Annotated in this window: 26 protein-coding genes and 1 tRNA gene; 16 read left to right on the top strand and 11 right to left on the bottom strand. The window is 59.5% G+C overall.

The window, feature by feature from the left end:
- From KQ940_RS16235 to KQ940_RS16220, 4 genes are all read left to right on the top strand, one after another.
- On the top strand, positions 1–1,044 hold a 1,044-nt coding region (locus tag KQ940_RS16235), incomplete at its 5' end, for a calcium-binding protein (RefSeq protein ID WP_281419277.1).
- Positions 1,045–1,220: 176 nt separating this feature from the next.
- Positions 1,221–2,183, top strand: coding sequence for a tRNA 2-thiocytidine(32) synthetase TtcA (gene ttcA, locus KQ940_RS16230; protein ID WP_217414815.1), 963 nt, complete (start codon positions 1,221–1,223; stop codon positions 2,181–2,183).
- 70 nt (positions 2,184–2,253) lie between these two features.
- Positions 2,254–2,754, top strand: a complete 501-nt coding sequence (hpaC, locus tag KQ940_RS16225; protein ID WP_217414814.1) for a 4-hydroxyphenylacetate 3-monooxygenase, reductase component — start codon at positions 2,254–2,256, stop codon at positions 2,752–2,754.
- 69 nt (positions 2,755–2,823) lie between these two features.
- Positions 2,824–3,297, top strand: coding sequence for a hypothetical protein (locus KQ940_RS16220; RefSeq protein ID WP_217414813.1), 474 nt, complete (start codon positions 2,824–2,826; stop codon positions 3,295–3,297).
- A 71-nt stretch (positions 3,298–3,368) separates the two neighbouring features.
- Here the strand turns inward: KQ940_RS16220 and cydX are convergent, their stop codons facing one another.
- Genes cydX through KQ940_RS16205 form a run of 3 tightly spaced genes read right to left on the bottom strand, consistent with a single transcriptional unit; the run spans position 3,369 to position 6,215 of the window.
- A complete protein-coding gene (gene cydX / locus KQ940_RS16215; protein WP_188748242.1) occupies positions 3,369–3,470 on the bottom strand; it encodes a cytochrome bd-I oxidase subunit CydX in 102 nt (33 codons plus the stop codon).
- Between the two features lie 10 nt (positions 3,471–3,480).
- On the bottom strand, positions 3,481–4,623 hold the full coding sequence (cydB, locus tag KQ940_RS16210) for a cytochrome d ubiquinol oxidase subunit II (RefSeq protein WP_217414812.1): 1,143 nt from the start codon (positions 4,621–4,623) through the stop codon (positions 3,481–3,483).
- 14 nt (positions 4,624–4,637) lie between these two features.
- Complete coding sequence (locus KQ940_RS16205; RefSeq protein ID WP_217414811.1) at positions 4,638–6,215, bottom strand: cytochrome ubiquinol oxidase subunit I; 1,578 nt, start codon at positions 6,213–6,215, stop codon at positions 4,638–4,640.
- Positions 6,216–6,471: 256 nt separating this feature from the next.
- Between KQ940_RS16205 and KQ940_RS16200 the strand changes: the two genes are divergently transcribed.
- The 5 genes from KQ940_RS16200 to KQ940_RS16180 all read left to right on the top strand — a co-directional run bounded on the left by KQ940_RS16200 (position 6,472) and on the right by KQ940_RS16180 (position 10,564).
- Positions 6,472–7,797: a sigma-54 interaction domain-containing protein gene (locus KQ940_RS16200; RefSeq protein WP_217414810.1), complete on the top strand. Its 1,326-nt coding sequence runs from the start codon at positions 6,472–6,474 to the stop codon at positions 7,795–7,797.
- Between the two features lie 23 nt (positions 7,798–7,820).
- Entirely contained in the window at positions 7,821–8,660 is an 840-nt protein-coding gene (locus KQ940_RS16195) for a thiosulfate oxidation carrier complex protein SoxZ (protein ID WP_217414809.1), read from the top strand.
- 65 nt (positions 8,661–8,725) lie between these two features.
- Positions 8,726–9,448, top strand: a complete 723-nt coding sequence (locus tag KQ940_RS16190; RefSeq protein WP_217414808.1) for a hypothetical protein — start codon at positions 8,726–8,728, stop codon at positions 9,446–9,448.
- The gene (locus KQ940_RS16185) at positions 9,448–10,056 is read left to right on the top strand and encodes an elongation factor P hydroxylase (RefSeq protein ID WP_217414807.1); all 609 of its coding nucleotides are present in this window, start codon (positions 9,448–9,450) and stop codon (positions 10,054–10,056) included. Before KQ940_RS16190 ends, KQ940_RS16185 begins: the two co-directional genes overlap by 1 nt.
- Positions 10,001–10,564 (top strand): hypothetical protein, encoded by a 564-nt coding sequence (locus KQ940_RS16180; protein WP_217414806.1) that lies wholly within the window; start codon positions 10,001–10,003, stop codon positions 10,562–10,564. The genes KQ940_RS16185 and KQ940_RS16180 overlap by 56 nt, the downstream gene beginning before the upstream one ends.
- Position 10,565: 1 nt before the next feature.
- Here KQ940_RS16180 and KQ940_RS16175 read toward each other — a convergent pair whose 3' ends face one another.
- From KQ940_RS16175 to KQ940_RS16160, 4 genes are all read right to left on the bottom strand, one after another.
- Positions 10,566–11,063, bottom strand: a complete 498-nt coding sequence (locus KQ940_RS16175) for a copper chaperone PCu(A)C (protein WP_217414805.1) — start codon at positions 11,061–11,063, stop codon at positions 10,566–10,568.
- Between the two features lie 5 nt (positions 11,064–11,068).
- A complete protein-coding gene (locus tag KQ940_RS16170; RefSeq protein ID WP_217414803.1) occupies positions 11,069–11,680 on the bottom strand; it encodes an SCO family protein in 612 nt (203 codons plus the stop codon).
- A 2-nt stretch (positions 11,681–11,682) separates the two neighbouring features.
- On the bottom strand, positions 11,683–12,168 hold the full coding sequence (locus tag KQ940_RS16165; protein ID WP_217414802.1) for a hypothetical protein: 486 nt from the start codon (positions 12,166–12,168) through the stop codon (positions 11,683–11,685).
- A 116-nt stretch (positions 12,169–12,284) separates the two neighbouring features.
- The gene (locus KQ940_RS16160) at positions 12,285–12,533 is read right to left on the bottom strand and encodes a hypothetical protein (RefSeq protein ID WP_217414801.1); all 249 of its coding nucleotides are present in this window, start codon (positions 12,531–12,533) and stop codon (positions 12,285–12,287) included.
- Positions 12,534–12,621: 88 nt separating this feature from the next.
- Here KQ940_RS16160 and pdxB point away from each other — a divergent pair, with 88 nt between their 5' ends.
- The 4 genes from pdxB (at position 12,622) to KQ940_RS16140 (ending at position 16,182) form a co-directional block, all read left to right on the top strand.
- Positions 12,622–13,770: a 4-phosphoerythronate dehydrogenase PdxB gene (gene pdxB, locus KQ940_RS16155; protein WP_217414800.1), complete on the top strand. Its 1,149-nt coding sequence runs from the start codon at positions 12,622–12,624 to the stop codon at positions 13,768–13,770.
- Positions 13,771–13,805: 35 nt separating this feature from the next.
- The gene (locus tag KQ940_RS16150) at positions 13,806–14,528 is read left to right on the top strand and encodes a flagellar brake protein (RefSeq protein ID WP_217414799.1); all 723 of its coding nucleotides are present in this window, start codon (positions 13,806–13,808) and stop codon (positions 14,526–14,528) included.
- Complete coding sequence (locus KQ940_RS16145) at positions 14,525–15,634, top strand: ATP-NAD kinase family protein (protein ID WP_217414797.1); 1,110 nt, start codon at positions 14,525–14,527, stop codon at positions 15,632–15,634. The genes KQ940_RS16150 and KQ940_RS16145 overlap by 4 nt, the downstream gene beginning before the upstream one ends.
- 170 nt (positions 15,635–15,804) lie before the next feature.
- Positions 15,805–16,182 carry a DUF6812 domain-containing protein gene (locus KQ940_RS16140; RefSeq protein ID WP_343222671.1) on the top strand — a complete coding sequence of 126 codons (378 nt, stop codon included), beginning with the start codon at positions 15,805–15,807 and terminating at the stop codon, positions 16,180–16,182.
- A 93-nt stretch (positions 16,183–16,275) separates the two neighbouring features.
- Here the strand turns inward: KQ940_RS16140 and htpX are convergent, their stop codons facing one another.
- Positions 16,276–17,166, bottom strand: a complete 891-nt coding sequence (gene htpX, locus KQ940_RS16135; protein ID WP_217414795.1) for a protease HtpX — start codon at positions 17,164–17,166, stop codon at positions 16,276–16,278.
- A gap of 144 nt (positions 17,167–17,310) precedes the next feature.
- On the opposite strand from htpX, the gene KQ940_RS16130 reads away from it, so the two are divergent.
- Positions 17,311–18,219 (top strand): class I SAM-dependent methyltransferase, encoded by a 909-nt coding sequence (locus tag KQ940_RS16130; RefSeq protein ID WP_217414794.1) that lies wholly within the window; start codon positions 17,311–17,313, stop codon positions 18,217–18,219.
- A gap of 29 nt (positions 18,220–18,248) precedes the next feature.
- Here the strand turns inward: KQ940_RS16130 and KQ940_RS16125 are convergent, their stop codons facing one another.
- Positions 18,249–18,614, bottom strand: coding sequence for a hypothetical protein (locus tag KQ940_RS16125; RefSeq protein WP_217414793.1), 366 nt, complete (start codon positions 18,612–18,614; stop codon positions 18,249–18,251).
- A 193-nt stretch (positions 18,615–18,807) separates the two neighbouring features.
- Positions 18,808–20,022, bottom strand: coding sequence for a pyridoxal phosphate-dependent aminotransferase (locus tag KQ940_RS16120; protein ID WP_217414792.1), 1,215 nt, complete (start codon positions 20,020–20,022; stop codon positions 18,808–18,810).
- 220 nt (positions 20,023–20,242) lie between these two features.
- On the opposite strand from KQ940_RS16120, the gene KQ940_RS16115 reads away from it, so the two are divergent.
- On the top strand, positions 20,243–20,920 hold the full coding sequence (locus KQ940_RS16115; RefSeq protein WP_217414791.1) for a DNA-3-methyladenine glycosylase I: 678 nt from the start codon (positions 20,243–20,245) through the stop codon (positions 20,918–20,920).
- A 120-nt stretch (positions 20,921–21,040) separates the two neighbouring features.
- On the opposite strand, the gene syd is transcribed toward KQ940_RS16115, so the two are convergent.
- The gene (syd, locus tag KQ940_RS16110) at positions 21,041–21,613 is read right to left on the bottom strand and encodes a SecY-interacting protein (protein WP_217414790.1); all 573 of its coding nucleotides are present in this window, start codon (positions 21,611–21,613) and stop codon (positions 21,041–21,043) included.
- 341 nt (positions 21,614–21,954) lie between these two features.
- Here syd and KQ940_RS16105 point away from each other — a divergent pair.
- A tRNA-Asp gene (locus KQ940_RS16105) sits at positions 21,955–22,031 on the top strand.
- The last annotated feature ends 1 nt before the right edge of the window (position 22,032 follow it).

The raw sequence follows: 22,032 nt of genomic DNA, 5'->3' as shown, positions 1-22,032 counted from the left end.
GTGCTGGGAGAGGGAATCCAGCTGTCCGACCTGTCGGCGCACCGTGACGGTAACAACCTGGTGCTGAGCATCAGCGACCCGGCCGATCCGGCCCGGGTGGACCAGATCACCGTCGAGAACATGTACACGACCGACAAGCGCTATCGTATCGAGCGGCTGGAACTGGCGGACGGTTCCAGCCTGACGGTTCAACAACTGTTCGAACTGGCCACGACGGAAGGTACCGAGGCGGATGACACCTTTATTGGTACGGAGTTTATCGATCAGATCGTTGCAGGCGGTGGCAACGACACCATCAATACCGGCGACGGCAACGACCGGGTGGACGGCGGTGCCGGTAACGACAGCATCTCGGCGGGTAACGGAGCCGATGTGGTCAGCGGCGGTGCCGGTGACGATGTGATCGATACCGGTACCGGCAACGACCGGGTCGACGGCGGTGACGGAGCCGACCAGATCACCGCCAGCCACCTGGGCAGCAATGTCCTGTCCGGTGATGACGGTGACGACCTGATCCGGATCAGCCGCAGCAACGCATACAGAACCGACAACGCCAAGAACGCGGCCGGCTACAGCAACACGCTGGAGGGCGGCACCGGCAACGACCGTCTGGAGGGCTGGACCGGCGCCGACACCTACGTGTTCAACCGGGGCGACGGCCAGGATGTGATCAGTGACTACGACTATGGATACACGGCGTACTACACCTCGGCCCAGAGCAGTTTTGGCAAAACTGACCGAATCGTATTCGGCGACGATATCCAGTCCGAAGACCTCTGGTTTACCCGCGATGAAAACGATTTGGTAATCGATACCATCGGTACGGACGACCAAGTACGTATCGAAAACTGGTATAGCAGCAGTGTTTACCAGATCGAGTCGATCGAAGCGGCGGATGCGGTGTTGACCAACAATGTTGTCGATCAGTTGGTGAATGCGATGGCGTCGTTCGATGTCCCGACCGGTGTGGGTGCTATCGTTCCGCAGGATGTGCAAGATCAGTTGGCGCCGGTACTCGCTGCCAACTGGCAGTCACAAGCCTGACGTAAATAGGATTCAGGGGCTTTGGTGGCCCCTGAATCCTTTCCTTTCACTCCTTCTTCGTACCGAAAAACGGATCATGAATGCCTGCAATCCCCCGTGCAGCGTTAAGTCCTGCTTTGCGCTATACTAGTGCCCCTTCGAAAATCCTACCGGCAACCGAACAAGTACTTGCACTCATGAACACCGAAATCGAACGCGACTCCACCGCTGCAGATGCGGCAAGCCAGGAGCTTGATCGCAAGCGCAAGACCCGCCAGAACAAGCTGCAGAAGCGGCTGCGCCGTGAAGTGGGGCAGGCGATCGAGGCGTTCAACATGATCGAGGCCGGCGACAAGGTGATGGTCTGCCTCTCCGGTGGCAAAGACTCCTACGCCATGCTCGATATTCTGCTCAATCTGCAGAAGAGTGCACCGGTGGATTTTGAGTTGGTGGCGGTGAATCTGGATCAGAAGCAGCCGGGTTTCCCTGAGCATGTGCTGCCGCAGTATCTGCAGTCGATCGGCGTGCCGTTCCATATCGTCGAGCGCGATACCTACTCCATCGTCAAGGAGGTGGTGCCCGAGGGCAAAACCACCTGCGCGCTCTGCTCGCGTCTGCGCCGTGGCACCCTGTATGGCTTTGCCGACGAGATCGGTGCCAACAAGATCGCCCTCGGTCACCACCGTGACGATATCCTCGAGACCTTTTTCCTCAACATGTTCTATGGCGGCAAGCTGAAATCGATGCCACCGAAGCTGGTGTCGGACGACGGCAAGAACATGGTGATCCGCCCGCTGGCCTATGCGCGGGAGAAGGATATCGCCGAGTATGCCGAGCTCAAGCAGTTCCCGATCATCCCCTGTAACCTGTGCGGCTCGCAGGAGAACCTGCAGCGTCAGGTGATCAAGGAGATGCTGCAGGGTTGGGACAAGACCCACCCCGGCCGTATCGAAACCATGTTCCGCGCCCTGTGCAACGTGGTGCCTTCGCACCTGGCGGACACCGACCTGTTTGACTTCAAGTCACTGCAACTGGGCTTCCCCCACGGAATCGCCGATCCGGCCGCCCTGGCCGGTTTCCGCGCCGAGTCGGACGAGGAGTCCAGCGGTGGCAGCGGCGGCGTCCAGATGATGGAGCGGATCGATATCCTCTCGCTCTGAAAGCCGGATACGGCAGCGTAACCCAACACTATTCGAACAGGCGCCAGACCTGAACAGAAGGATCTTCATCATGCAGAACGAGTTACAGCAGCTGTTTCGTAACGCCATGTCACAGCTCGCCGCGGCGGTCAATGTGGTGACCACCCGTGGAGAGAGCGGAACATGCGGGCTGACCGCAACGGCGGTCTGTTCGGTGTCGGACAGCCCGGCAACCCTGCTGGTCTGCATCAACCGCAACAGTGAAACCAACGCCGTGTTCAAGGCCAACGGTCGCCTCTGCGTCAACGTCTGCAATAGCGAGCAGGAGGAGGTCTCCCGTCACTTTGCCGGTATGACCGGGCTGACGATGGAGGAGCGCTTTGCGCTCGATATCTGGGCATCTGGAGCAGTGCTTGAACAGCCGATGCTGAAGGGCGCACTGGCCAGCCTGGAGGGACGGATTGTCGATATCGCCGAGGTGGGCAGCCACTCCGTGTTCTATACCGAAATCGACAATATCCTGCTGTGTGAAAACCAGGACGCGCTGCTTTACTTCAATCGTGGATTCCGTACGCTGTCTGCAAACGGCTGATTGCACGACGCGTTACCCAAGATGCGCTTGTGGCTCAGTCCTAACCTCGCTGTTGAAGGGGAGTCGACCATGAGCGCTATATCCTCACGTGCTGGGCGAGCAGTTTTGGCGTGGTTGTTGGTCTGTTCCGCACCAGTCCATGCCGATACCGTTGTCCATATCGGCGCGACCAACCAAAGTGTCCGGCTCAATGCCGAACGGGCCAACGATACCGGCATGGTGGATGTGGCGACGCGTGTGTGCGATGCCTTTGTCGAGCAGATCGGTATTCCCGCCTTCTATTGTCAGAGCCAGGTGCAGTTCTCCGTCGATGGGCGTCAGTACATGCCGCAGGGGTGGGAGCATCGGGTAGCGGAATCCCTGCGCGAGGAGATTCTGGGCAGCCAGTGGTTGATGCAGCGGCTGGAGATCGGCACGGAGGCCCTGTCGTCGCTGCCAGTTGAGGCATTTATCCGTGACTACCTGAAACGGCCGGAGCGGGCTTCGATCATCCGCTCCTGGCTGGGGAATCGCGCCAAGCAACTGCAGCCTAAATCGCAGTAGCTGCTGCCCGCACAGCGCAAAAAAAACACCGAGAAAAAGGGCAGCACTGGCGCCGCCCGTTCGGAGCGGACCTACCGCTCCTCGTCCAGATTTTCCGCCTCAAGCCACATCGCGTTGATGATGCCGAAGGAGCAGGCGAGCAGAACGCCGAGTATCCAAGCGAAATACCACATCGTTAGCACCTCAATAGGTTGAATGTTCGTTGTCGCGGATGAACTCCACCGACGTGCGGCCCCACAGCGCCCGGTAACACCAGAGGGTGTAGCCGAGAATGATCGGCACGAACAGGATCGCTGCATAGGTCATCACGTTCAGCGTCAGATGGCTGGACGAGGCATCCCAGAGTGTCAGGCTGGAGTTCGGACTCAGGCTTGATGGCATGACGAATGGGAACATCGATACACCTGCGGTCAGGATGATACCGGCCATTGCCAGCGAGCTGGTCAGAAAGGCCCAGCCGGCGAGCCTGCGGCCTGCGAACAGGAAGGTACCGATCAAACCGACAAAGCCCAATGCCGGAGCCAGCATCGTGGCGGGGTAGGCCGCGTAGTTGGACAGCCAGGCACCTTCGGTGCGGATCACCTCCTTGTCCAGCGGGTTGGGCAGCGCGTCGTGAGCGGGCGCCGTCAGGATCTGGTAGCCGTCAATGTTGCTACTCAACCAGATACCTGCCAGAGCAAAGGCGGCCAGGGTGATCAGCGCGCAGAGCTGAGCCAGGCGGCGGGCACGGGCTTTGACCTCGCCTTCACTGCGCAGTTGAACCCAGACCGCGCCATGCATCGCCAGCATGGCGAGGCTGACCAGGCCGGTGAGCAGACCGAACGGGTTGAGTAGACCGAACAGGTTACCCTGGTAGCTGGGGCGCAGGAACTCGTCGTGCTGGAAGGGTACGCCCAGCAGCAGATTGCCGAAAGCGACGCCGAACACCAGCGCCGGTACGGCCCCACCGATCACCAAGCCCCAGTCCCAGGTGCTGCGCCAGCGCGGATCGGCGATCTTGGAGCGGTAGTCGAAGCCTACAGGGCGGAAAAACAGTGCAAACAGCACTAGCAGCATGGCCCAGTAGAAACCGGAAAATGCGGCCGCGTAGACCGCTGGCCAGGCGGCGAAAATGGCGCCGCCGGCGGTGATGAACCAAACCTGGTTGCCCTCCCAGTGCGGACCGACGGTATTGATCACCACCCGGCGTTCGGTGTCGGTCCTGCCCAGTAACGGCAGCAGCGCGCAGGCGCCCATATCGAAGCCGTCGGTGATGGCGAAGCCGATCAGCAGTACACCGACCAGCGCCCACCAGACCAGTTTCAGCGTTTCGTAATCGAATAGCATACTCTTTACCCCTGTCAGGCGTTTACAGTTTCAGCCGGGAGTGCCCGCTGCTCATGATGGTAGCGGCCGGTATGTAGGCTGCTCGGACCTTGGCGGGCGAACTTGATCATCAGGTACATCTCGACAATCGCCAGCAGGGTGTAAAAGCCGACAAACGCCATCAAGCTGCCGATCAGGTCCGCTTCGGTCAGGCTGGAGGTGGCGATGAAGGTGGGCAACACCTCACCGATTGCCCAGGGTTGGCGGCCGAACTCGGCGACAAACCAGCCCATCTCCGAAGCGATCCAGGGCACCGGCAGGCTGAACAGCGCCAATCGCAGCAGCCAGCGCTTGTGGAACACGGTACGACGGGCAGTAAAAAAGAAGCTCAGGGCGAAGATCATCAACATCCAGAAGCCGCTGGCGACCATGATGCGGAAGGTCCAGAACATCGGCGCCACCGGCGGTATCGAGTGACGGGCGGCGGCCTGGATCTGCTCCTCGGTGGCATCCACCACGTTGGGGGTGTAGGCCTTCAGCAGCAGACCGTAGCCGAGATCCTGCTTGACGCTGTCGAACTCGGCTCTGAGCTGTTCGCCGTCTTCACCGTTACGCAGGCGCTGCAGCAGGGCGTAGGCGTTGATCCCGTTACGTATACGCGCCTCATGCTGCTCGATCAGCTCCTTGATTCCGGTGACCTCTTCGGTGATCGAGCGGGTGGCGATCAGGCCGAGCAGATAGGGGATGCGCACCGCGTAGTCGGTTTCCATGGTCTCGTCGTTGGGCAGACCGAACAGGGTAAAGTGGGCCGGTGCGGGGACGGTTTCCCACTCTGCCTCGATCGCGGCCAGTTTGGTTTTCTGTACGTCGCCGATCTCATAACCGGACTCGTCGCCGAGCAGGATTACCGACAGCACGGATGCCATGCCGAAGCCGGCGGCAATGGCGAAGGAGCGGCGGGCGAAGGGCAGGTCACGGCCCTTGAGCAGGTAGTACGCGCTGATGCTCAATACAAACATGGCGGCGGTACAGTAACCCGCTGAGACCGTGTGTACGAACTTCACCTGGGCCACCGGGTTGAAATAGATATCGGCGAAACTGGTCATCTCCATGCGCATGGTTTCATAGCTGAACTCGGCACCAACCGGGTTCTGCATCCAGCCGTTGGCGACCAGTATCCACATCGCCGACAGGTTGGAGCCCAGTGCCACCAGCCAGGTCACCATCAGGTGTTTAACCTTGGACAGGCGATCCCAGCCGAAGAAAAACAGGCCCACGAAAGTGGATTCGAGGAAGAACGCCATCAACCCCTCGATCGCCAGCGGGGCACCGAAGACGTCGCCGACGTAATGGGAGTAGTAGGCCCAGTTGGTGCCGAACTCGAACTCCATGGTCAGGCCGGTGGTGACGCCGAGGGCGAAGTTGATGCCGAAGAGCTTGCCCCAGAACTGGGTCATGTCCTTGTACACCTGTTTACCGGTCATCACGTAGACCGATTCCATAATCGCCAGCATGAAGGTCATGCCGATCGTCAATGGCACAAACAGGAAGTGGTACAGTGCGGTAACGGCAAACTGTAACCGTGAAAGATCAACGACCGCTTCGGTGATCATCAGTGTCTCCTGGTAAAGATGAATTTGACCCTTAAATTAAGGCTGAAGCCTTGCAAGCAGGTTGCATGCCAGTCGGGGCTGCCTTTACATAGGGTGAATCCGGTTACGCCCCGGGGGCCGCAGCAGGGCATATCCCTGATTAGGCTTTGTACTCCTTTCGTCTAACAGTTAACAGTGACATAGTGTCGCAATGCCATAGTTGGCATAAGCTTATTGCCACATATGACGGCTGTTGGGGCGAACAGGAGAGGCAAAGATGCCAGCCGAGTTACAACTTATCGCCACCGAAATGGGGGAGATCCTCGAGGGGATCACTGAACCCGCCACGTTGATCGGTTTGGATTACCGCATACTAGCCACGAATGCCGCCTACCGAGAGGTTTACGGCGACGACCAACCCATACTAAAACGACACTGCTATGAGGTTTCGCACGGTTACACTGTGCCCTGCGACCAGGCGGGCGAGTGCTGTCCTTTGAAACGCTGCAGCGAGAGCGGTCAGCGTCAACGGTTGCTGCATCTGCACAACACGCCGTTGGGAGAGGAACATGTCGACGTCGAGATGCAGCCGGTACACAACGGTGCCGGCGAGGTGGTCTGTTTTCTCGAGATCATGCACCGCGTGCGCGAGGCCCGTGCGCGAGTGGGCGACGAGGATGGTCTGGTGGGTCGTTCGGATGCCTTCAATCGCATGTTGGAGCTGGTCCACCGTGCGGCTCCGAGCGAGATCAGCGTACTGCTGCTGGGCGAGTCGGGTACCGGCAAAGAGTTGGTTGCCCGTGCTCTGCATGACAGCAGCCCACGTGCACGAAAACCTTTTGTGACCGTGGAGTGTTCGGGGCTGAGTGAGTCGCTGTTCGAGAGTGAGCTGTTCGGCCATGAGCGCGGAGCCTTTACTGGTGCTGTGAACCGCAAGCGAGGTCTGGTCGATGTGGCGCGTGGTGGTACCCTGTTCCTCGATGAGATCGGTGAGATCCCGCTGCCGCAGCAGGTCAAGCTGCTGCGGCTGATCGAAACCGGCGTATTTCGTGCCGTCGGCAGCGTCGAGCCTCAACACGCGGACATCCGCCTGGTCTGCGCCACCCACCGGGATCTGAAGAAGATGGTAGCCGAGGGGCGCTTCCGTCAGGATCTCTATTACCGCATCTCCCCCTTTCCGATCCCTTTGCCGACACTGAAACAGCGTATCGATGACCTGCCGCTGTTGATCGACGTGCTGCTGCGGCGATTACCGGGAGGGAGTGGCGTGAGTGTCAGCAGAGCGGCACTGAAGGTGTTGGAGCGATATGATTTTCCAGGCAATATCAGGGAGTTGAGAAATATCCTGGAACGCGGCATCCTGCTGGCCGATAACGGCGTGCTCGATCTGGAGCAGCTGCCGCCGGAGCTCGTAGAGCTACCTGGTCGGGATGCATCGTCAGTCGACAGGGCTGAGTCGATAACGCCCTTGGATCAGTTGGAAGCCCGGTACTTGCGCCAGGTTGCGGCACGGTTCAAGGGCGATAACCGGGAGCTGGCGGCAAAGCTGGGGGTAAGCGAGCGCACCCTGTATCGCAAACTGCGCCAGCTGCGTGTGGGCTGAACTGAAGCGGAGGTGATATGTCGGTGAGTTGGCTAAAGCGGGCAGTGCTCTTCGCTCTACTCGGCCTCTGCGAGCCTGTGCTTGCCGATCTGCCGTTGCTGAACGGAAACCTCCAGGTGCCGTATATGGCGGCACCCCGCTATGAGTCGTCCGCCGATGTGTTGCTGCAGATGCCGAGACAGGTCGATCCCGCGGTGCCTGTACCGATCGGAATCCGGGTGCTTCAGGATGGTGTTCGGTCGATCACGCTGCTTACCGACGAGGTCGAGCCGGTGGAGCTGGCCCGGTTCGACCTGGAGCCTGGCGCGCGTCCGGAGCTCTCGACCCGGATCCGGGCTCGGGAGGGCGGGGTATTGGTTGTCGTGCGTACCGATGCGCGCATCCTGGCCGCGCGGCGTGATTACACCCTTGTTACCGGTGTGGCCTCCGCAGCTCATGACAGCACAGAGCTGACCCCGGCTTTGCCCCCCTCGGCCGCGGTGTCGGCCGGCGCGGCAGGTTCGTCAGCAGCACCGGCTGCGGTGGTTGGTGCGGCTGAAAGTGAGTTTATGCAGTCGATGGAGCTGCGGGCCTGGCGCCGCCGAGAGGTCAACTACGTCGAATTGCGTCCCGTCGAGCCGTTATCATCGCGAGTACAACACCTGGACGGTGCGCCGGTGGCGCAGGCAAGGCTCGAACGATTCGAGCTTTTTCAAGCGGATAACCCTCTGCTCAGCGCCAGTATCGGCGACAGGCTGTGGTTTGAGCCCTATTTCCGCTTCAGCTTCTCTACCGGGGAGGTGGGTGATGAGCTGGTGTTGTCATGGCGGGGACCGGATGGCAGCGAGGGGCAGTTGAGTACAACGATCCTCGCGTCTGACTGAGGCTGGGTCACGACGTCCGCGCAGTTTGCTACAATCCGCCAACGCAAATTTCCAGGAGTGTGTTCGTGTTGTTCAGGCGTATGTTGCTGGGCGCATCGCTCAGTCTGATATTGATTGGCTGTAATGCCGCTGGTGTTCAGCCTCAGTCCAACCAGAAGGCTGCAAACCCGACCGAACCGGATCCAAGCACTCCCGCTGTCGAGGCGGGGGGGGAGAGTTCGCCGACGCGCTCGGTGAACAGCGCGCAGATTTCGAATCAGCTCGATCAGCTCAGCGGTCGATTGGCGTTGATGCAGGAGCAGCTGATCCAGCTGAACAACGCCAGCAAGCAGCAGGCGGAGATGAACCAGATACTGCTCACACGTCTGCAGCACCTGTCGGCAGCGAGGGTGCAGGCGGACGATGAAGAGCCGGTATCCAGCGAGGAAGGGGTGAGTTCTTCAGGCGCCGGTGAGCAGATCGATGAAGCGATCGGTCAGCTGATGCAAACGGTCAATCAGCTGGGTTTGACGGACAGTGGAGACCTGTTCGGCGTCGCCAGCGCCTATACGGCCAAAGGCAACTGGGTATTGATTCGCTACCGTGTCGATACGGGTGAAACCTGGCTGGCAGATCAGGGCAGTTGGGTCAGACTGGAAGAGGAGGTGGGGAATCTGCCCGCTTCCAGGTATGCCGTGCAGCTGTTGCGTGCCGACCAGGACCTCAAGGGGTTTGTCGCCGTGCGTATCGATAGTCAGAGCGGTGAAAGCTGGTGGCTGAATGACCGGCGTTGGCAGGTGTACCAGTGATGCGCGATCTGGATATACAGGATCTGATCCGAATCTTTAACGGGCTGTTCCTGCCAGACTACAACACCGAGTTGGTGGCGGGTGAGGATGAGCCGATCTATCTGCCGGCCGATGAGCAGCATCCTCACCACCGCGTGGTCTTTGCACATGGCTTTTTTGCTAGCGCGCTGCATGAAATTGCTCACTGGTGTGTGGCCGGTTCAGAGCGGCGCATGTTGGTCGACTTCGGGTACTGGTATAAGCCGGATGGTCGGACGGCGGCAGAGCAGGCGGAGTTCGAGCGCGTGGAGGTGCAGCCGCAGGCTTACGAATGGATACTGTCGGAGTCAGCGGGGCACAGGTTCCATTTCAGTGCCGACAACCTGTCCGCAGGCCTGGGGGCCAGCAATCAGTTTATGTATAACGTTCATTCAAGGGTGCTTGATCTGCTTGAGCAAGGGTTGCCGGAGCGGGTTGAGGCCCTGTCGTCCGCGCTGCGGGCGTACTACAAGACTCCTGTTTTGAGCGCTGACAGATTTGCATTGGAGCGCCATCTGCCGGTCGGAGAGAACTATGCGCGATCTGAGAATTCAGGCGAGTCGCTGGCAATCGCAGCCGCTGCCGGCTGAGGCCGCAAATGGCGGTTTTCCTACGCCGGTCCCCCCGGCTAGCCTGCTTGACTATTCGATCTGCCGTTCGACCGATTTTCTCTACCATCGGCTGGGGCTCGACGTCGACGGCGAACCCTATTGGTATCTCTATGCGCTGTCATTAACCGGCGCCCCCACGCTCTGGGTGCTGGGCGTCTTTGATACCGCAGGACAGGTCGATTTTTTCCTCGCGCTGCATTCGGATAATCCGCTCAAAGTGCCGGCGCTGCGCCAGTTCGAGGCGGGTCCGGGCTGGCTGCAGCTGAATACGGCTGGTCAGATCCACTATCCGCATTATGCCGGTGTATATCAGGTTGGACTGAAGAGTTACCGGGTGGTGCCGGTCGCCGCTGAGCCGGGGCTGTTCAGTGCGAGCTATAGCGACCGGGATCATGTGGACTATCTTGGCCAGGCCAGTGAAAAAGAGATCTGCCTGCTGGTCTACGGGCATTTCGACAGCCGCTTGCGCGGCTGCAAGCTCTGCTGAATCAGTTCTGCTGCTGGCCCTGACCCATATTGCCCATGTTGTTGCCCATATTGTTGCCGTGCTTCTGAGCCCCCATCGGCATCACCGGGCGCACCGGCATATTAAAAGTCTGTTCGCTGCCGTCTGAGAATGTCAGCGTCAGCGCCATCTCATCACCTTCAGACAGGGTGCGCGTCAAGCCGATCAGCATTATGTGCAGTCCACCCGGCTGCAGGCTGACCCTCTGGTGAGGGGGAAGCTCGATAGTATTGATCCGGCGCATCCGCATCACACCCTGGTCCTGAATATGGGTGTGCAGCTCAACCGCTTGCGCGACCTCTGATGTGGCTCCGGTCAGGCTCAGCATTTGGCCACCCAGGTTCTCCAGTTGCATGAAGGCGGCGCTGTTCGGTTGTCCTGGTGCCACCGCGCGGGCATAGGGATCGTTGACCTGAACCTCGGCCGCCAGCAGTGGGGTGCTCAGCGCTGCGCTCAGCAGCAGGGTGGACAGGGCTTTCATTCTAATCAGCTCTCCTTGTCTTTGAGCAGGCGTTGCAGCCACTCGCTCAGTTCGGTGGGGGTTGAGTTGTGGATAAGCGTTCCGGCCAGATCGCCGTTGCGGTCGATCAGGTATAGCCGGGAGGAGTGGTCCACCGCATAGCCGAGAGCGGAATCCTCCAGCTCGACCATGCGATAAAAAGCGCCATATTGACGTACCACTCGGTCGATCTGCTCGCGGCTGCCGGTCACGCCGATCAGGTGATCGGAAAAAAAGCGGGCATAGCGGGCAAGTTTCTCCGGTGTGTCCCGTTCCGGGTCGACACTGATGAATATCCCCTGCACCTGGTCACGCTGTTCGGACGTCAGGTTTCTGAACGCCTGGCTGAGTACCGCAAGCGCCGTGGGGCAAACATCGGGGCAGGAGGCGTAGCCGATATAGAGCGCCACCACCTTGCCCTTGAAGTCGCTCAGCGAAACCGGGCCGGTATCGGAGGTCAGGGTAAAATCGCCGCCGAGCTGATGGCCGCTGGCCTTTACGTCCACTTGTGCCGGGTTGAGCAGGAACGCCGCTACCATTCCGGCCAGCAGGCAGGCGCTGAGAATCAATAGAATCTTCAGTGTTTTGAGTTGCGGCATGCTTATTTTGCCTCGAAATCGAACCAGGTGGTGTACTGCTGGTGTTTCGACTCCAGCGTTAGTCGCGCACGCCACACCATGCGCCCGGTGGTGCAGGCGGCCAGTTCGGTGTTGCCGTGCCAAATGCCGTTGGTACCAGTCGGTGTAAGCGCCACTTGATTCAGCCCCATGTACATATCCCGTCCTTCAAGCGAGAGGTGGACGCGCTCCAGCTCCGCTCCCGTGAGTCTGAGTTGCGCCGTCAGTGTCTGCAGGGACTGAATCGGTGCAGGCCCAAGCGAGAACTCCAGCTCTATATCCCCTTGCTGCAACAGGCAGGCCCCCTGATTCAGGTCGCAGGCCGGTGGCTTGAGCTGAATGCCCACTGAGCTCTCCGGTTGTAGCCAGTCGGGCAGCAGGAGCATCAGCGTGCCCAGCGTTGCCACCAGTACCAGGGCAAAGAGTAGGCGTATCCAGCGGCCGATAAAGGCTTTGTCTGAACTTGTCATCTGGGCCTCAGTTTAGGTCAGGTATCTGCAGTGAAGAAGTGACATATTGTCGCACTCCTTGCTGTGCAATGTGCAGGTGCAGGTGCAGGTGCAGGTGGGGTAGGGGATCAGCCGGGTCAGGCGAGTTCGAAGCCGAAGTCGAGCTGCTCCTCCCCCGGTACGCTGCGCCGGAAGCCCATTTTGCGAAGCTTGCGGTTGATCTGCAGCATCATGGCGCGGGCGGCCTGACGGGAGTCAACCAGGGTATGGCTTTGCTGGCAAGTGTGGGCATTTCCCCAGCACTGTTCGACGACCCAGTCACCGACCAGGTCGCGATATATCCGGATGACCCGGTAATCCCGGTCTTTTTGCCAGTGAACGATCAAGAGGAGTTGTTTCCGCTGTAAAACGAGGGCTCTATAATGGCGCGGAATTGAGCCTGAAACCTACCCTTTTGTAAAGCCCGGAGGCCCTGTGAATCCTGGACTGAAGATCCTGGCGGACGAGAATATCCCCGCGCTCGAGGCGCTTTTTGCCGATATAGGCGAACTTCGTCGCCTTCCGGGGCGGAGTATGACCGCGGATGATGTGGCCGACGTGGATCTGCTGCTGGTGCGCTCTATTACGCGGGTCGATGAAAAGCTGTTGGCCAACAGCCCTGTGGGGTTTGTCGGCACCGCCACCATCGGTACCGATCATCTCGATACCGGATGGCTGGACAGCCGCGGTATCCCCTGGTGCAGTGCGCCGGGCTGTAACGCGGATGCCGTGGTGGAGTATGTACTTAGTGCGCTCTGGCACCTCTGTGCTGAGCAGGGTGTCGATCCTTTGACGCGCAGGGTGGGGGTCGTCGGCGCCGGTAATGTCGGCGGCCGGTTGGTCAATCGCTTGCGAGCCCTGGGTGTCGAGGTGCTGGTGTGCGATCCGCCCCGGGCCGAGCGGGAGGGGAACGAAGGTTTTGTCGAGCTGGAACCGCTGTTGTCTGCGGCCGATCTGGTGGCGCTGCATACGCCGCTGACGACGGAGGGGGCTCATCCGACCTACCATCTGCTTGACGAAAATAATCTTGAGCTGCTCAAGCCCGGTGCGATTCTATTGAATGCCGGTCGCGGTCCGGTCATCGATAACTGGTCGCTGATCAGGTTCATGCGTCGACGTGCCGACGTGCGGCTGGTGCTGGATGTGTGGGAGGAGGAGCCGCTGGTGCTGCCCGAACTTGCCGAGCAGTGCGTAATCGCGACTCCGCATATCGCCGGGTACACTCTCGATGGCAAGATCCGCGGTACCTGGATGCTCTATCAACAGGTGTGCAACTGGCTCGGGAAGACGGTGCGGATAGCCCTGGATTCGGTGCTGCCGGAGCCGGAGGTGGCGGCGTTGCAGGTTAACGGCTCGGTCGATCCGCTTAAACCTATCGCACTGACCTATGACCCCTACCGTGACGACCGTGCCTTGCGTGCCACGCTCTATCTGCCGCCGGAGGAGCGGATGCGCGCGTTCGATCAACTGCGCAAGGGCTATCCGGTGCGTCGCGAATTCTCCAGCCTGCGCATCGAGGGGGTGGAGGATGAGGGGCTGGTTGAAATGCTCGGCAATCTCGGTTTTAGCGCCGTAATCGCGTAAGCTTGGGCGTTTACTCTGGATCAGATCGACGCTGTATGACGCGATTTCAACCTGCGCTTGATGGACAAGTGGTCAAAACCCTGGCCGAGCTGCGCCCGCAGATCGGCGAGCGGGTGCGTCTGGAGACGCGCTCTCCGCGGGGGCGTTATACGGTGCAGCTGATCGGATTTCGTGATGGCGGCTCGGTGATCGTGTCAGCGCCACGCAGTACTGGTACACCTATCCTGATCAACGAAGGTGCTCCGGTGACCGTCCGGCTGATGGCGGGCAATTGGATCTGTGCGTTTGAAACCCGTCTGCTCAAAGTCAGCACCACCCCCTATCCGCACTGGCATCTGGATTGCCCGACGCAGGTCGAGTCACACCGGGTCCGCCACCATACGCGGGTGCCGGTCAATCTGGCCGTTTCGGTCGATCTTGATGAGATGGAGGCCGCGGTTACTGGGTTCCCGCTCAGGGCCTGTTGTACCGATATCCACACATCGGGCGCCTGTATCGAATCCAGCCGCGTACTCGGCAAGGTGGGGCAGAAGCTGTTCGTGACCGCGCGTGTGGCGGTGAACGGCATCGATCAGGTGATCCTGGCGCCGGCGATCATACGTAACATCTATGAGGGCGAGTCGGGAAGTTTTAGCGTAATCAGCCATGGTGTCGAGTTTGTCGACCTGGAAGAGGATACGCGGCTGATCCTTGCCGGCTTCGTGTATCAGCAATACTTGGTTGAAACCGGCTACCTGCCGTTGGAGGGGGAGGGATGAGTTTTACCCTCGGTTTGATTGTCAATCCGCTGGCCGGCCTTGGTGGCAGTGTGGCACTGAAGGGCAGCGATGGAGCCGACACCGTAGCGCGGGCGCTGTCATTGGGTGCAGTGCCCAGAGCGGAGCAACGGGCGTTGAGTGCGCTCGCACCACTCAAGAGGTTGGCGTTCAAGCTGTTGACCTGGGGTGGCGCTATGGGCGAGCGGGTGGCGCGTGAGGCGGGGTTCGCGCCCGAGGTGATCGGCAGCCCTGAGCGTGAGGAGACCTCCGCCGAGGATACCGAGCGCGCGGCGCGGGCGTTGGCCGATGCCGGTGCCGACCTGATCCTGTTTGCTGGCGGGGATGGTACTGCACGCAATATCTGTGCGGTATTGGGCGCAGCCTGCCCGGTGCTTGGTATTCCGGCCGGGGTGAAGATCCACTCCGGCGTTTACGCCATAACGCCCGTGGCGGCTGGTGAAATTGTCGCCATGCTGATCCGTGGCGAGTTGGTGACGCTGGCCAACGGCGAAGTACGTGATATAGACGAAGAGGCGTTCAGGGCCGGACAGGTCAGGGCGCGCTATTACGGCGAGCTGCTGGTGCCGAGTGAGCACCGCTATCTGCAGCATGTAAAAAATGGTGCCAGAGAGGATGAGGCGCTGGTACTGGATGATATCGCAGCCGATTTCGAGGAGAGCATGGAGCCGGGTGTGCGTTATGTCATGGGTTCGGGGTCGACGGTGGCGGCGATCATGGCGCATCTTGGGCTGCCCAATACCCTGCTGGGCGTCGATCTGATCGAAGATGGCCGGTTGCTTGCGGCGGATTGTACCGCGCAACAGTTACTGGCGTTGACCGAGGGTTATCCGGTGCGAATTGTCATCACCCCTATCGGCGGTCAGGGCCACTTGATTGGGCGCGGTAATCAGCAACTCAGTGCGGAGCTGCTGGCGCGTTGCGGTCGGGATGCGCTCTACGTGGTAGCGACGAAAACAAAGCTCAAGTCCTTGGCGGGCCGACCATTACTGGTAGACAGCGGTGATGCCGAGTTGGATCGGGCGCTTTCCGGGCTGATCCCGGTGCATACCGGTTACAGGGACAGAGTGCTTTACCGGATTGAGTAGGCAGTGCATTGCGATTGCCTTGATTCAGCGCAGTCTTCGGCCTTGCGGAATAAATAATTCTTTGTTGTGTCTGCATGTTGCGTTACTTTGTCTTTAAAAGAAGACATAGTTGCCATGGGGGTGTACAACCTGTATGGCCCTGTTGGCAGGAGGTGTTTGAATTGTCCGCCATGAGAAAGCAGAAGAGTGAGATCAAGGTGTATGTTCGCATGCACGATGGTTCCCGGATGCTGGGAAACGTGTTCCTGGCTGAGGGGGAGCGTCTCCAGGACATCATGAACGATGATCGAACGTTTCTCCCGATCCATGCTGAGGATCAAAAGAGCATTTCAGTGGTGATGCTCTCCAAGCGCTATATCCAGCAGATCGAAGAGGTGGTGGCCGACGGCAAGCGGGACAATGAGTTCTACCGCCGCTATGATCGGCGCAGTGCGGATCGGGATCAGGATGTTCAGCAGGAGCGAGAGACTGTATCCGGGCTGAAATTGGAGCTGGAGGAGCAGCCGAATCGGCCTGTGACGGAGAAAAAGGGCGAAAGTATTATCTGACGGTGAAAATGCGCCATTGCGCGATTGCGGTATACCAGAAGGTGAAGAGAAGGCCCGGTTTTTGCCGGGCCTCGTCGTTTTTTGTGCTGCGTATCAGCCGCGCTTGTGCAGCGCCGCGATGCGATCGTCCAGTGGCGGATGGCTGGAGAAGAGCTCCATCAGCCCCTGCTTCAGATGACCGTTGATACCGAAGGCGTTGAGCTGGCCGGGCAGTTCATCCGGCAGACCGTACTCGGCTTTCAGGCGTTGCAGGGCACCGATCATGGCGCCTTTGCTGGCCAGGTCCGCGCCCGCTTCGTCGGCACGGTATTCACGGCGACGGCTGAACCAGGCCACGATGATCGAGGCGAGAATGCCGAAAATGATCTCGAACACGAAGGTGGTGATGTAGTAGCCGATACCCACTCCGCCGTTGTTGTCTTCGCCCCGACGCAGGAAGGAGTCGACCGCGTAACCGGCGATCCGCGCAAAGAACATGACAAAGGTGTTCACCACACCCTGAATCAGGGTCAGGGTTACCATGTCGCCGTTGGCGACGTGGCCCACTTCGTGTGCCAGTACCGCACGTACCTCCTCGGGGCGGAAACGCTGCAGAAGACCGGAGCTCACGGCAACCAGCGCATTGTTCTTGTTCCATCCCGTGGCAAAGGCGTTGGCCTGATGGGCGGGGAATACGCCCACCTCAGGCATGCCGATACCGGCGTCGCGCGCCAGTTCGGCAACCGTGTCCACCAGCCAGCGCTCATCCGCGGTACGCGGTTGTTCGATGATCTGGGTACGGGTGCCCATCTTGGCCAGGGTCTTGGACAGGAAGAGTGAGATAAAAGAACCGGCGAAGCCGAAGACGGCACAGAACACCAGCAGTGAACCGTAGTTCAGCCCGCCCTGTGCGAGGTAGGAGTCGACGCCCAGCAGTTTCAGTGTCACGCTGGCAACCAGCACGACCGCCAGGTTTGTGGCCAGAAACAGCACAATTCTCATCATGATCGGTTCATGTCCCTTGTAATTGAAGGTGTTTGCCTCAGTGCTAATCGCCCTGTGCAGAGCCTTTGATTGGGGCGCAGCGGCAAAGTTTCAATGGTGATAGCGGCCCGATATAATTTGCCGTTTTCCGGCCGGGGAGGCGTCGTGCAGCGAGTTATCGATAGCATCAGTGAGCAGTTGGCACAGTCCGGCGACCAGGTGCGGCGCCTGTTTCATGGTCGTGGCGGGCTGTTCGAAGGGCTCGAGTGGTTGGTGATCGACTGGCTGCCGCCGGTGGCCGTGATACGTGTCTATGCGTCCGAGGTGCCACAGCCGCTGGATCCAGTTGTCGAGCATCTGATGGCTCAATCACAGGTCGGTGGTGTGGTTCTGCAACTGCGTGGCCGTGGTCGTGAAGCTCAGTCCGAGGTGCTGGCAGGAGACGTGCCTGAGAAGCTGGTTGTCGAGGAGTTGGGACTGCGCTACCAGGTACGGCCGCTGCAGAACCAGAACTCCGGGCTGTTCCTGGATATGCGCCCTGGTCGGGCCTGGGTGCGCGATAACGCCTCAGGTGCCCGGGTGCTGAATCTGTTCGCTTACACCTGCGCCTTCTCGGTGGCGGCGATGGCCGGTGGAGCGCAGTCGGTGGTCAACCTCGATATGAGTTCTGGTGCGCTGTCGGTCGGGCGGCGCAACCATCAGCTCAATGGCATAGCGGGAGATGCGATCACCTACATGGCCCTGGACCTGCTGCGCTCCTGGAGTCGGGTACGTCGACAGGGGCCCTATGATCTGATCCTGATCGACCCGCCGAGCTTTCAGCCGGGCAGCTTTGTGGCTGAGCGCGACTATCGCAAGGTGCTGCGCCGGCTTGACGAGCTGACGCTGTCCGGCAGCCGAGTGTTGGCCTGTCACAATGATCCGGGCCATAGCGAGATGTTTCTACGCGAGATGATGGCCAGTGAAGCGCCTGGATTTGAGTTCCAGCAACGCTTGCCGCTGGCTGAGGGTTTTCCGGAGCGAAACCCGGAGCAGGGGCTCAAGGCGTTATTGTATAAACGAGTGGACGCCTGAGCCTTCAGGCGCCCACCGTCTGGGTGGGGTTACAGATTGGCGACTTGCTCCTCAATGACGCCGCGAAGCTCTTCGTAGGGCTCCACGTTTTCCGGGAAGAAGTAGAGCTTGTAGTACTGCCGTTCCACCACCTGGTCATTGCTCTTCACGTGATCCTTGTGCGAGGCATAGAGGTAGGTCATCTGCATATGGATAACACGGGTGTTGACCGGTAGCTCGAACTCGCGGCCCTCCAGATCGTAGCGGACCTTAAGCTCCTTGATGGTGTAGAAGGAGAGCTCGGCTATATGGTCCAGGTTAAGCAGGAAGTTGGACGTTACCGGCACCAGGCGCTGTTTCTCCAGGCCGTTGTGCTCCATGTAGATACCCAGGTTCTTCTTGATCTTCAAAAACATTTTATGCTCCGCAAGCAGCCGATAGTGTTCCGGTTGGGTATGTCGTAGCCCTGCGGCAATCCTTCCAGGTTGCCGCGACTGGCCAAACACTCAGGTTCTTATTGAGTTTTAGCATATGTCGCAGCGATGACACGAAAGTTTCATGCGCTCGCCGCAAAAAAATCGACGAGCGCGGTTCCCGCTGCAGGTGGGACTACTGCTCGTAGCCGTGCAGGAAGCTGGCGATACGCTCGATCGATTCCGACAGGATGTCGGCACCGGGCAGGAACACCAGACGGAAGTGCTGGGTATCCGGCAGGTTGAAACCACTGCCCTGGACGATCAAAACCTTCTGTTGAATCAGCAGGTCGAGCGCAAACTTCTCGTCGTTGCGGATCGGGTAGCGGGTCGGATCCAGCTTCGGGAACAGGTACATGGCGCCCCTGGGCTTGACGCAGGAAACGCCGGGAATCGCGTTAAGCATCTCCCAGGCCAGTTCGCGCTGATCATACAGGCGGCCGCCGGGCACGATCAGCTCGTTGATGCTTTGGTAGCCGCCCAGTGCCGTCTGGATCGCGTGCTGGGCGGGAACGTTCGCGCACAGGCGCATGTTCGCCAGCATATCCAGCCCTTCGATATAGTCGCGGGCCTGATGCTTCGGTCCGCTGACGATCATCCAGCCGGAGCGAAATCCGGCGGCGCGGTAGGTTTTCGACAGGCCGTTGAAGGTCAGGCAGAGTACGTCGTCGGCCAGTGAGGCGAGCGAGGTGTGTTCGGCTTCGTCGTAGAGGATCTTGTCGTAGATCTCGTCGGCAAACACGATCAGTTTGTGTTCCCGTGCCAGCTCCATGATCTGCTCTAACAACTCCGGCGGATACAGCGCGCCTGTCGGGTTGTTGGGGTTGATCACCACGATACCGCGGGTGCGCTCGGTGATCTTGGCGCGGATGTCATCGATATCCGGATACCAGTCGGACTGCTCATCGCAGAGGTAGTGTACGGCATTGCCGCCGGCGAGGCTGACGGCGGCGGTCCACAGCGGGTAGTCCGGGGCCGGGATCAGCATCTCATCGTTGTCGTTGAGCAAGCCCTGCATCGACATCACGATCAGTTCCGATACGCCGTTGCCGATGTAGATATCCTCAATTCCTACATGCGCTATACCTTTGCGCTGGCACTCCTGCATCACCGCTTTGCGTGCCGAGAACAGCCCCTTGGAGTCGCAGTAGCCCTGGGCGCCAGGCAGGTTGTAGATGACATCCTGCACGATCTCCTCGGGCGCCTGAAAGCCCCAGGGGGCGGGGTTGCCGATGTTCAGTTTGAGGATGCGATGGCCTTCGTCTTCCAGTCGTTTGGCTTCCTGCAAGACCGGGCCGCGGATGTCATAGCAGACGTTGATCAGCTTGTTCGATTTGCGGATTGCTGGCATCGTGTATTTCGATCCTGAGTTCCAGGAGAGACCTGCGGGCGATCGGTTGTGCGCCGGGGCGTGTAGCTGCCTGGGATGCGGGTGGATAAAGGCGAACAATGATACGCTTCGGCCGATAGCAGTACAATCGAGGTCGAGTTAAACAGGCTGCGCGGACGCGACTGAAGTGGGTGCCTTCTGAAAAGGAACGGTGGCGCGTTCCACCTGGATAGGAGATGGAATGAAATCCTTTGCCGATCTGTGCCATCAGGCGCAAAACCTTCATCCGGAGCTGTCACTGGAGGCGATGCTCGGGAACGAGCCGTTATCCGGCGACGAGCTCACTGTCGTACCGGATGACCGGCTGTTTTCCGATATGACCCGCCGGATCTTTCGCGCCGGTCTGAAGCATTCGCTGGTGGATGCCAAATGGCCCGCATTCGAGCAGGCCTTCTTTGGCTTCGATCCGCAGAAGGTACAGCTGCTCAGCGATGATCAGATTGAGCGGATGATGCAGAACGAGGCGTTGATACGTCATCTGGGTAAGCTCAAGGCCGCCAGAGTGAATGCGCTGATGGTGGCCGAGTTGTCGGCCAAACATGGGGGCTTTGGACGATTTCTGGCGGACTGGCCGGTAAGTGATATCGTGTCGCTCTGGTCCCTGCTCAAGAAGCAGGGCGCTCAGCTAGGTGGAAATTCGGGAGCGTATTTTCTGCGTATGGTGGGTAAGGATACCTTCATGCTGACCGATGATGTGGTGACGGCACTGAAGGCTCAGGGGGTGGTGGACAAGAAACCCACCGGGCAGAAGGATCTCAAGCAGGTGCAGCAAGCGTTCAATCGCTGGCATGAGGAGTCGGGCAGGCCCATGTGCCAGATCAGCCGGCTGCTGGCCCGCTCCATCGGGGACAGTCGTTAGTAACAGACTCGACATTCATGGAAGACAGGTTTTCAGCCGCGGGCAGAAGCGGCATGCTCGGGATAGATGCAACGGCCGCCGTTTTATGCGAATCGGTGGTGAGAGCAAGGCTCCCTGTTATCACTCGGATGAGCCGGGTGAGGGTAGCGGCGTCAGGGTTGCGAGAAACTCGCCAAGTGAACCGGCCAGCTGTCGGATCGGTTTGCGCCCGGGACGTTCCAGCCAGACACTGCCGTCGCGATTATCGACGGTCATAAACTCATCGCCGTCGGTGCAGGCAAAAAACAGCGACAGGGGCTGGCGCTGCTTCTGTTTTGCCATCAAGTGCCCCAGCAGGTTGCCGCGCAAGCGTTCCATATCCTCGTCGTTCCAGCAGAGCAGCAGGGTCAGGTCACCATCCTCATGGCGTGCCGGCAGCGGGTCGGACCAGTACCGGGTATACCAGGTTCGAATATCCGGGTGTAGTTCGACCTCCAGTGCCTCGGTCAGGCGTTCGAACATGTCGCTGGCCGGCTGTTGCCGCACGGGATGCCAGTGAACCATTTGGTCGGGTGTCGGATCGTTCTCGACAATGCAGGCAGAGGGCCAGGCCGGGTCGAAGGGAAGTTGTGGCAAGGCGCCGCAGTGTTTGTGCTGTACCTCCATCGATTGCGCGATAAAATGGTCCAGCAGTGTTCCGAGATCTGAGTCCATGGTTGGCAAGTTCTTGGCGAGTGATGGGCTAACCATACCAGTTGAGGCGTCGTGAAATCGACGGTCAGTGGCGTATCGATCGATTGATGGATGCAGGCTTGAACTCTCGCTTGTGGCATGGTGGGTACCGTGCCAGGAGCTGATGGTTCCTGAAGTCGACCGTGCCTGGAACCTATTTCGGTGCTAGGGTGTAGCTGTATTCGTTTTTGGCTGAGTCTAAAAGTCGCGGTGAGTCAATATTCATGTGTGAAAAAATATTTACGTTAACCGTTTGACAACACAGGAAAAGACATTAAAATTCGCACTCCGTTCTGAGGGGTAACACCTTAAAGAGCAGAGCTGGAGCGGTAGTTCAGTTGGTTAGAATACCTGCCTGTCACGCAGGGGGTCGCGGGTTCGAGTCCCGTCCGTTCCGCCAC

Origin of the sequence: Marinobacterium ramblicola, assembly GCF_019084545.1 — a bacterium.
Taxonomy (GTDB): domain Bacteria; phylum Pseudomonadota; class Gammaproteobacteria; order Pseudomonadales; family Balneatricaceae; genus Marinobacterium_D; species Marinobacterium_D ramblicola.
The sequence above is the reverse complement of the archived record's forward strand: the minus strand, read 5'-3'. Positions and strand labels throughout refer to the sequence as shown.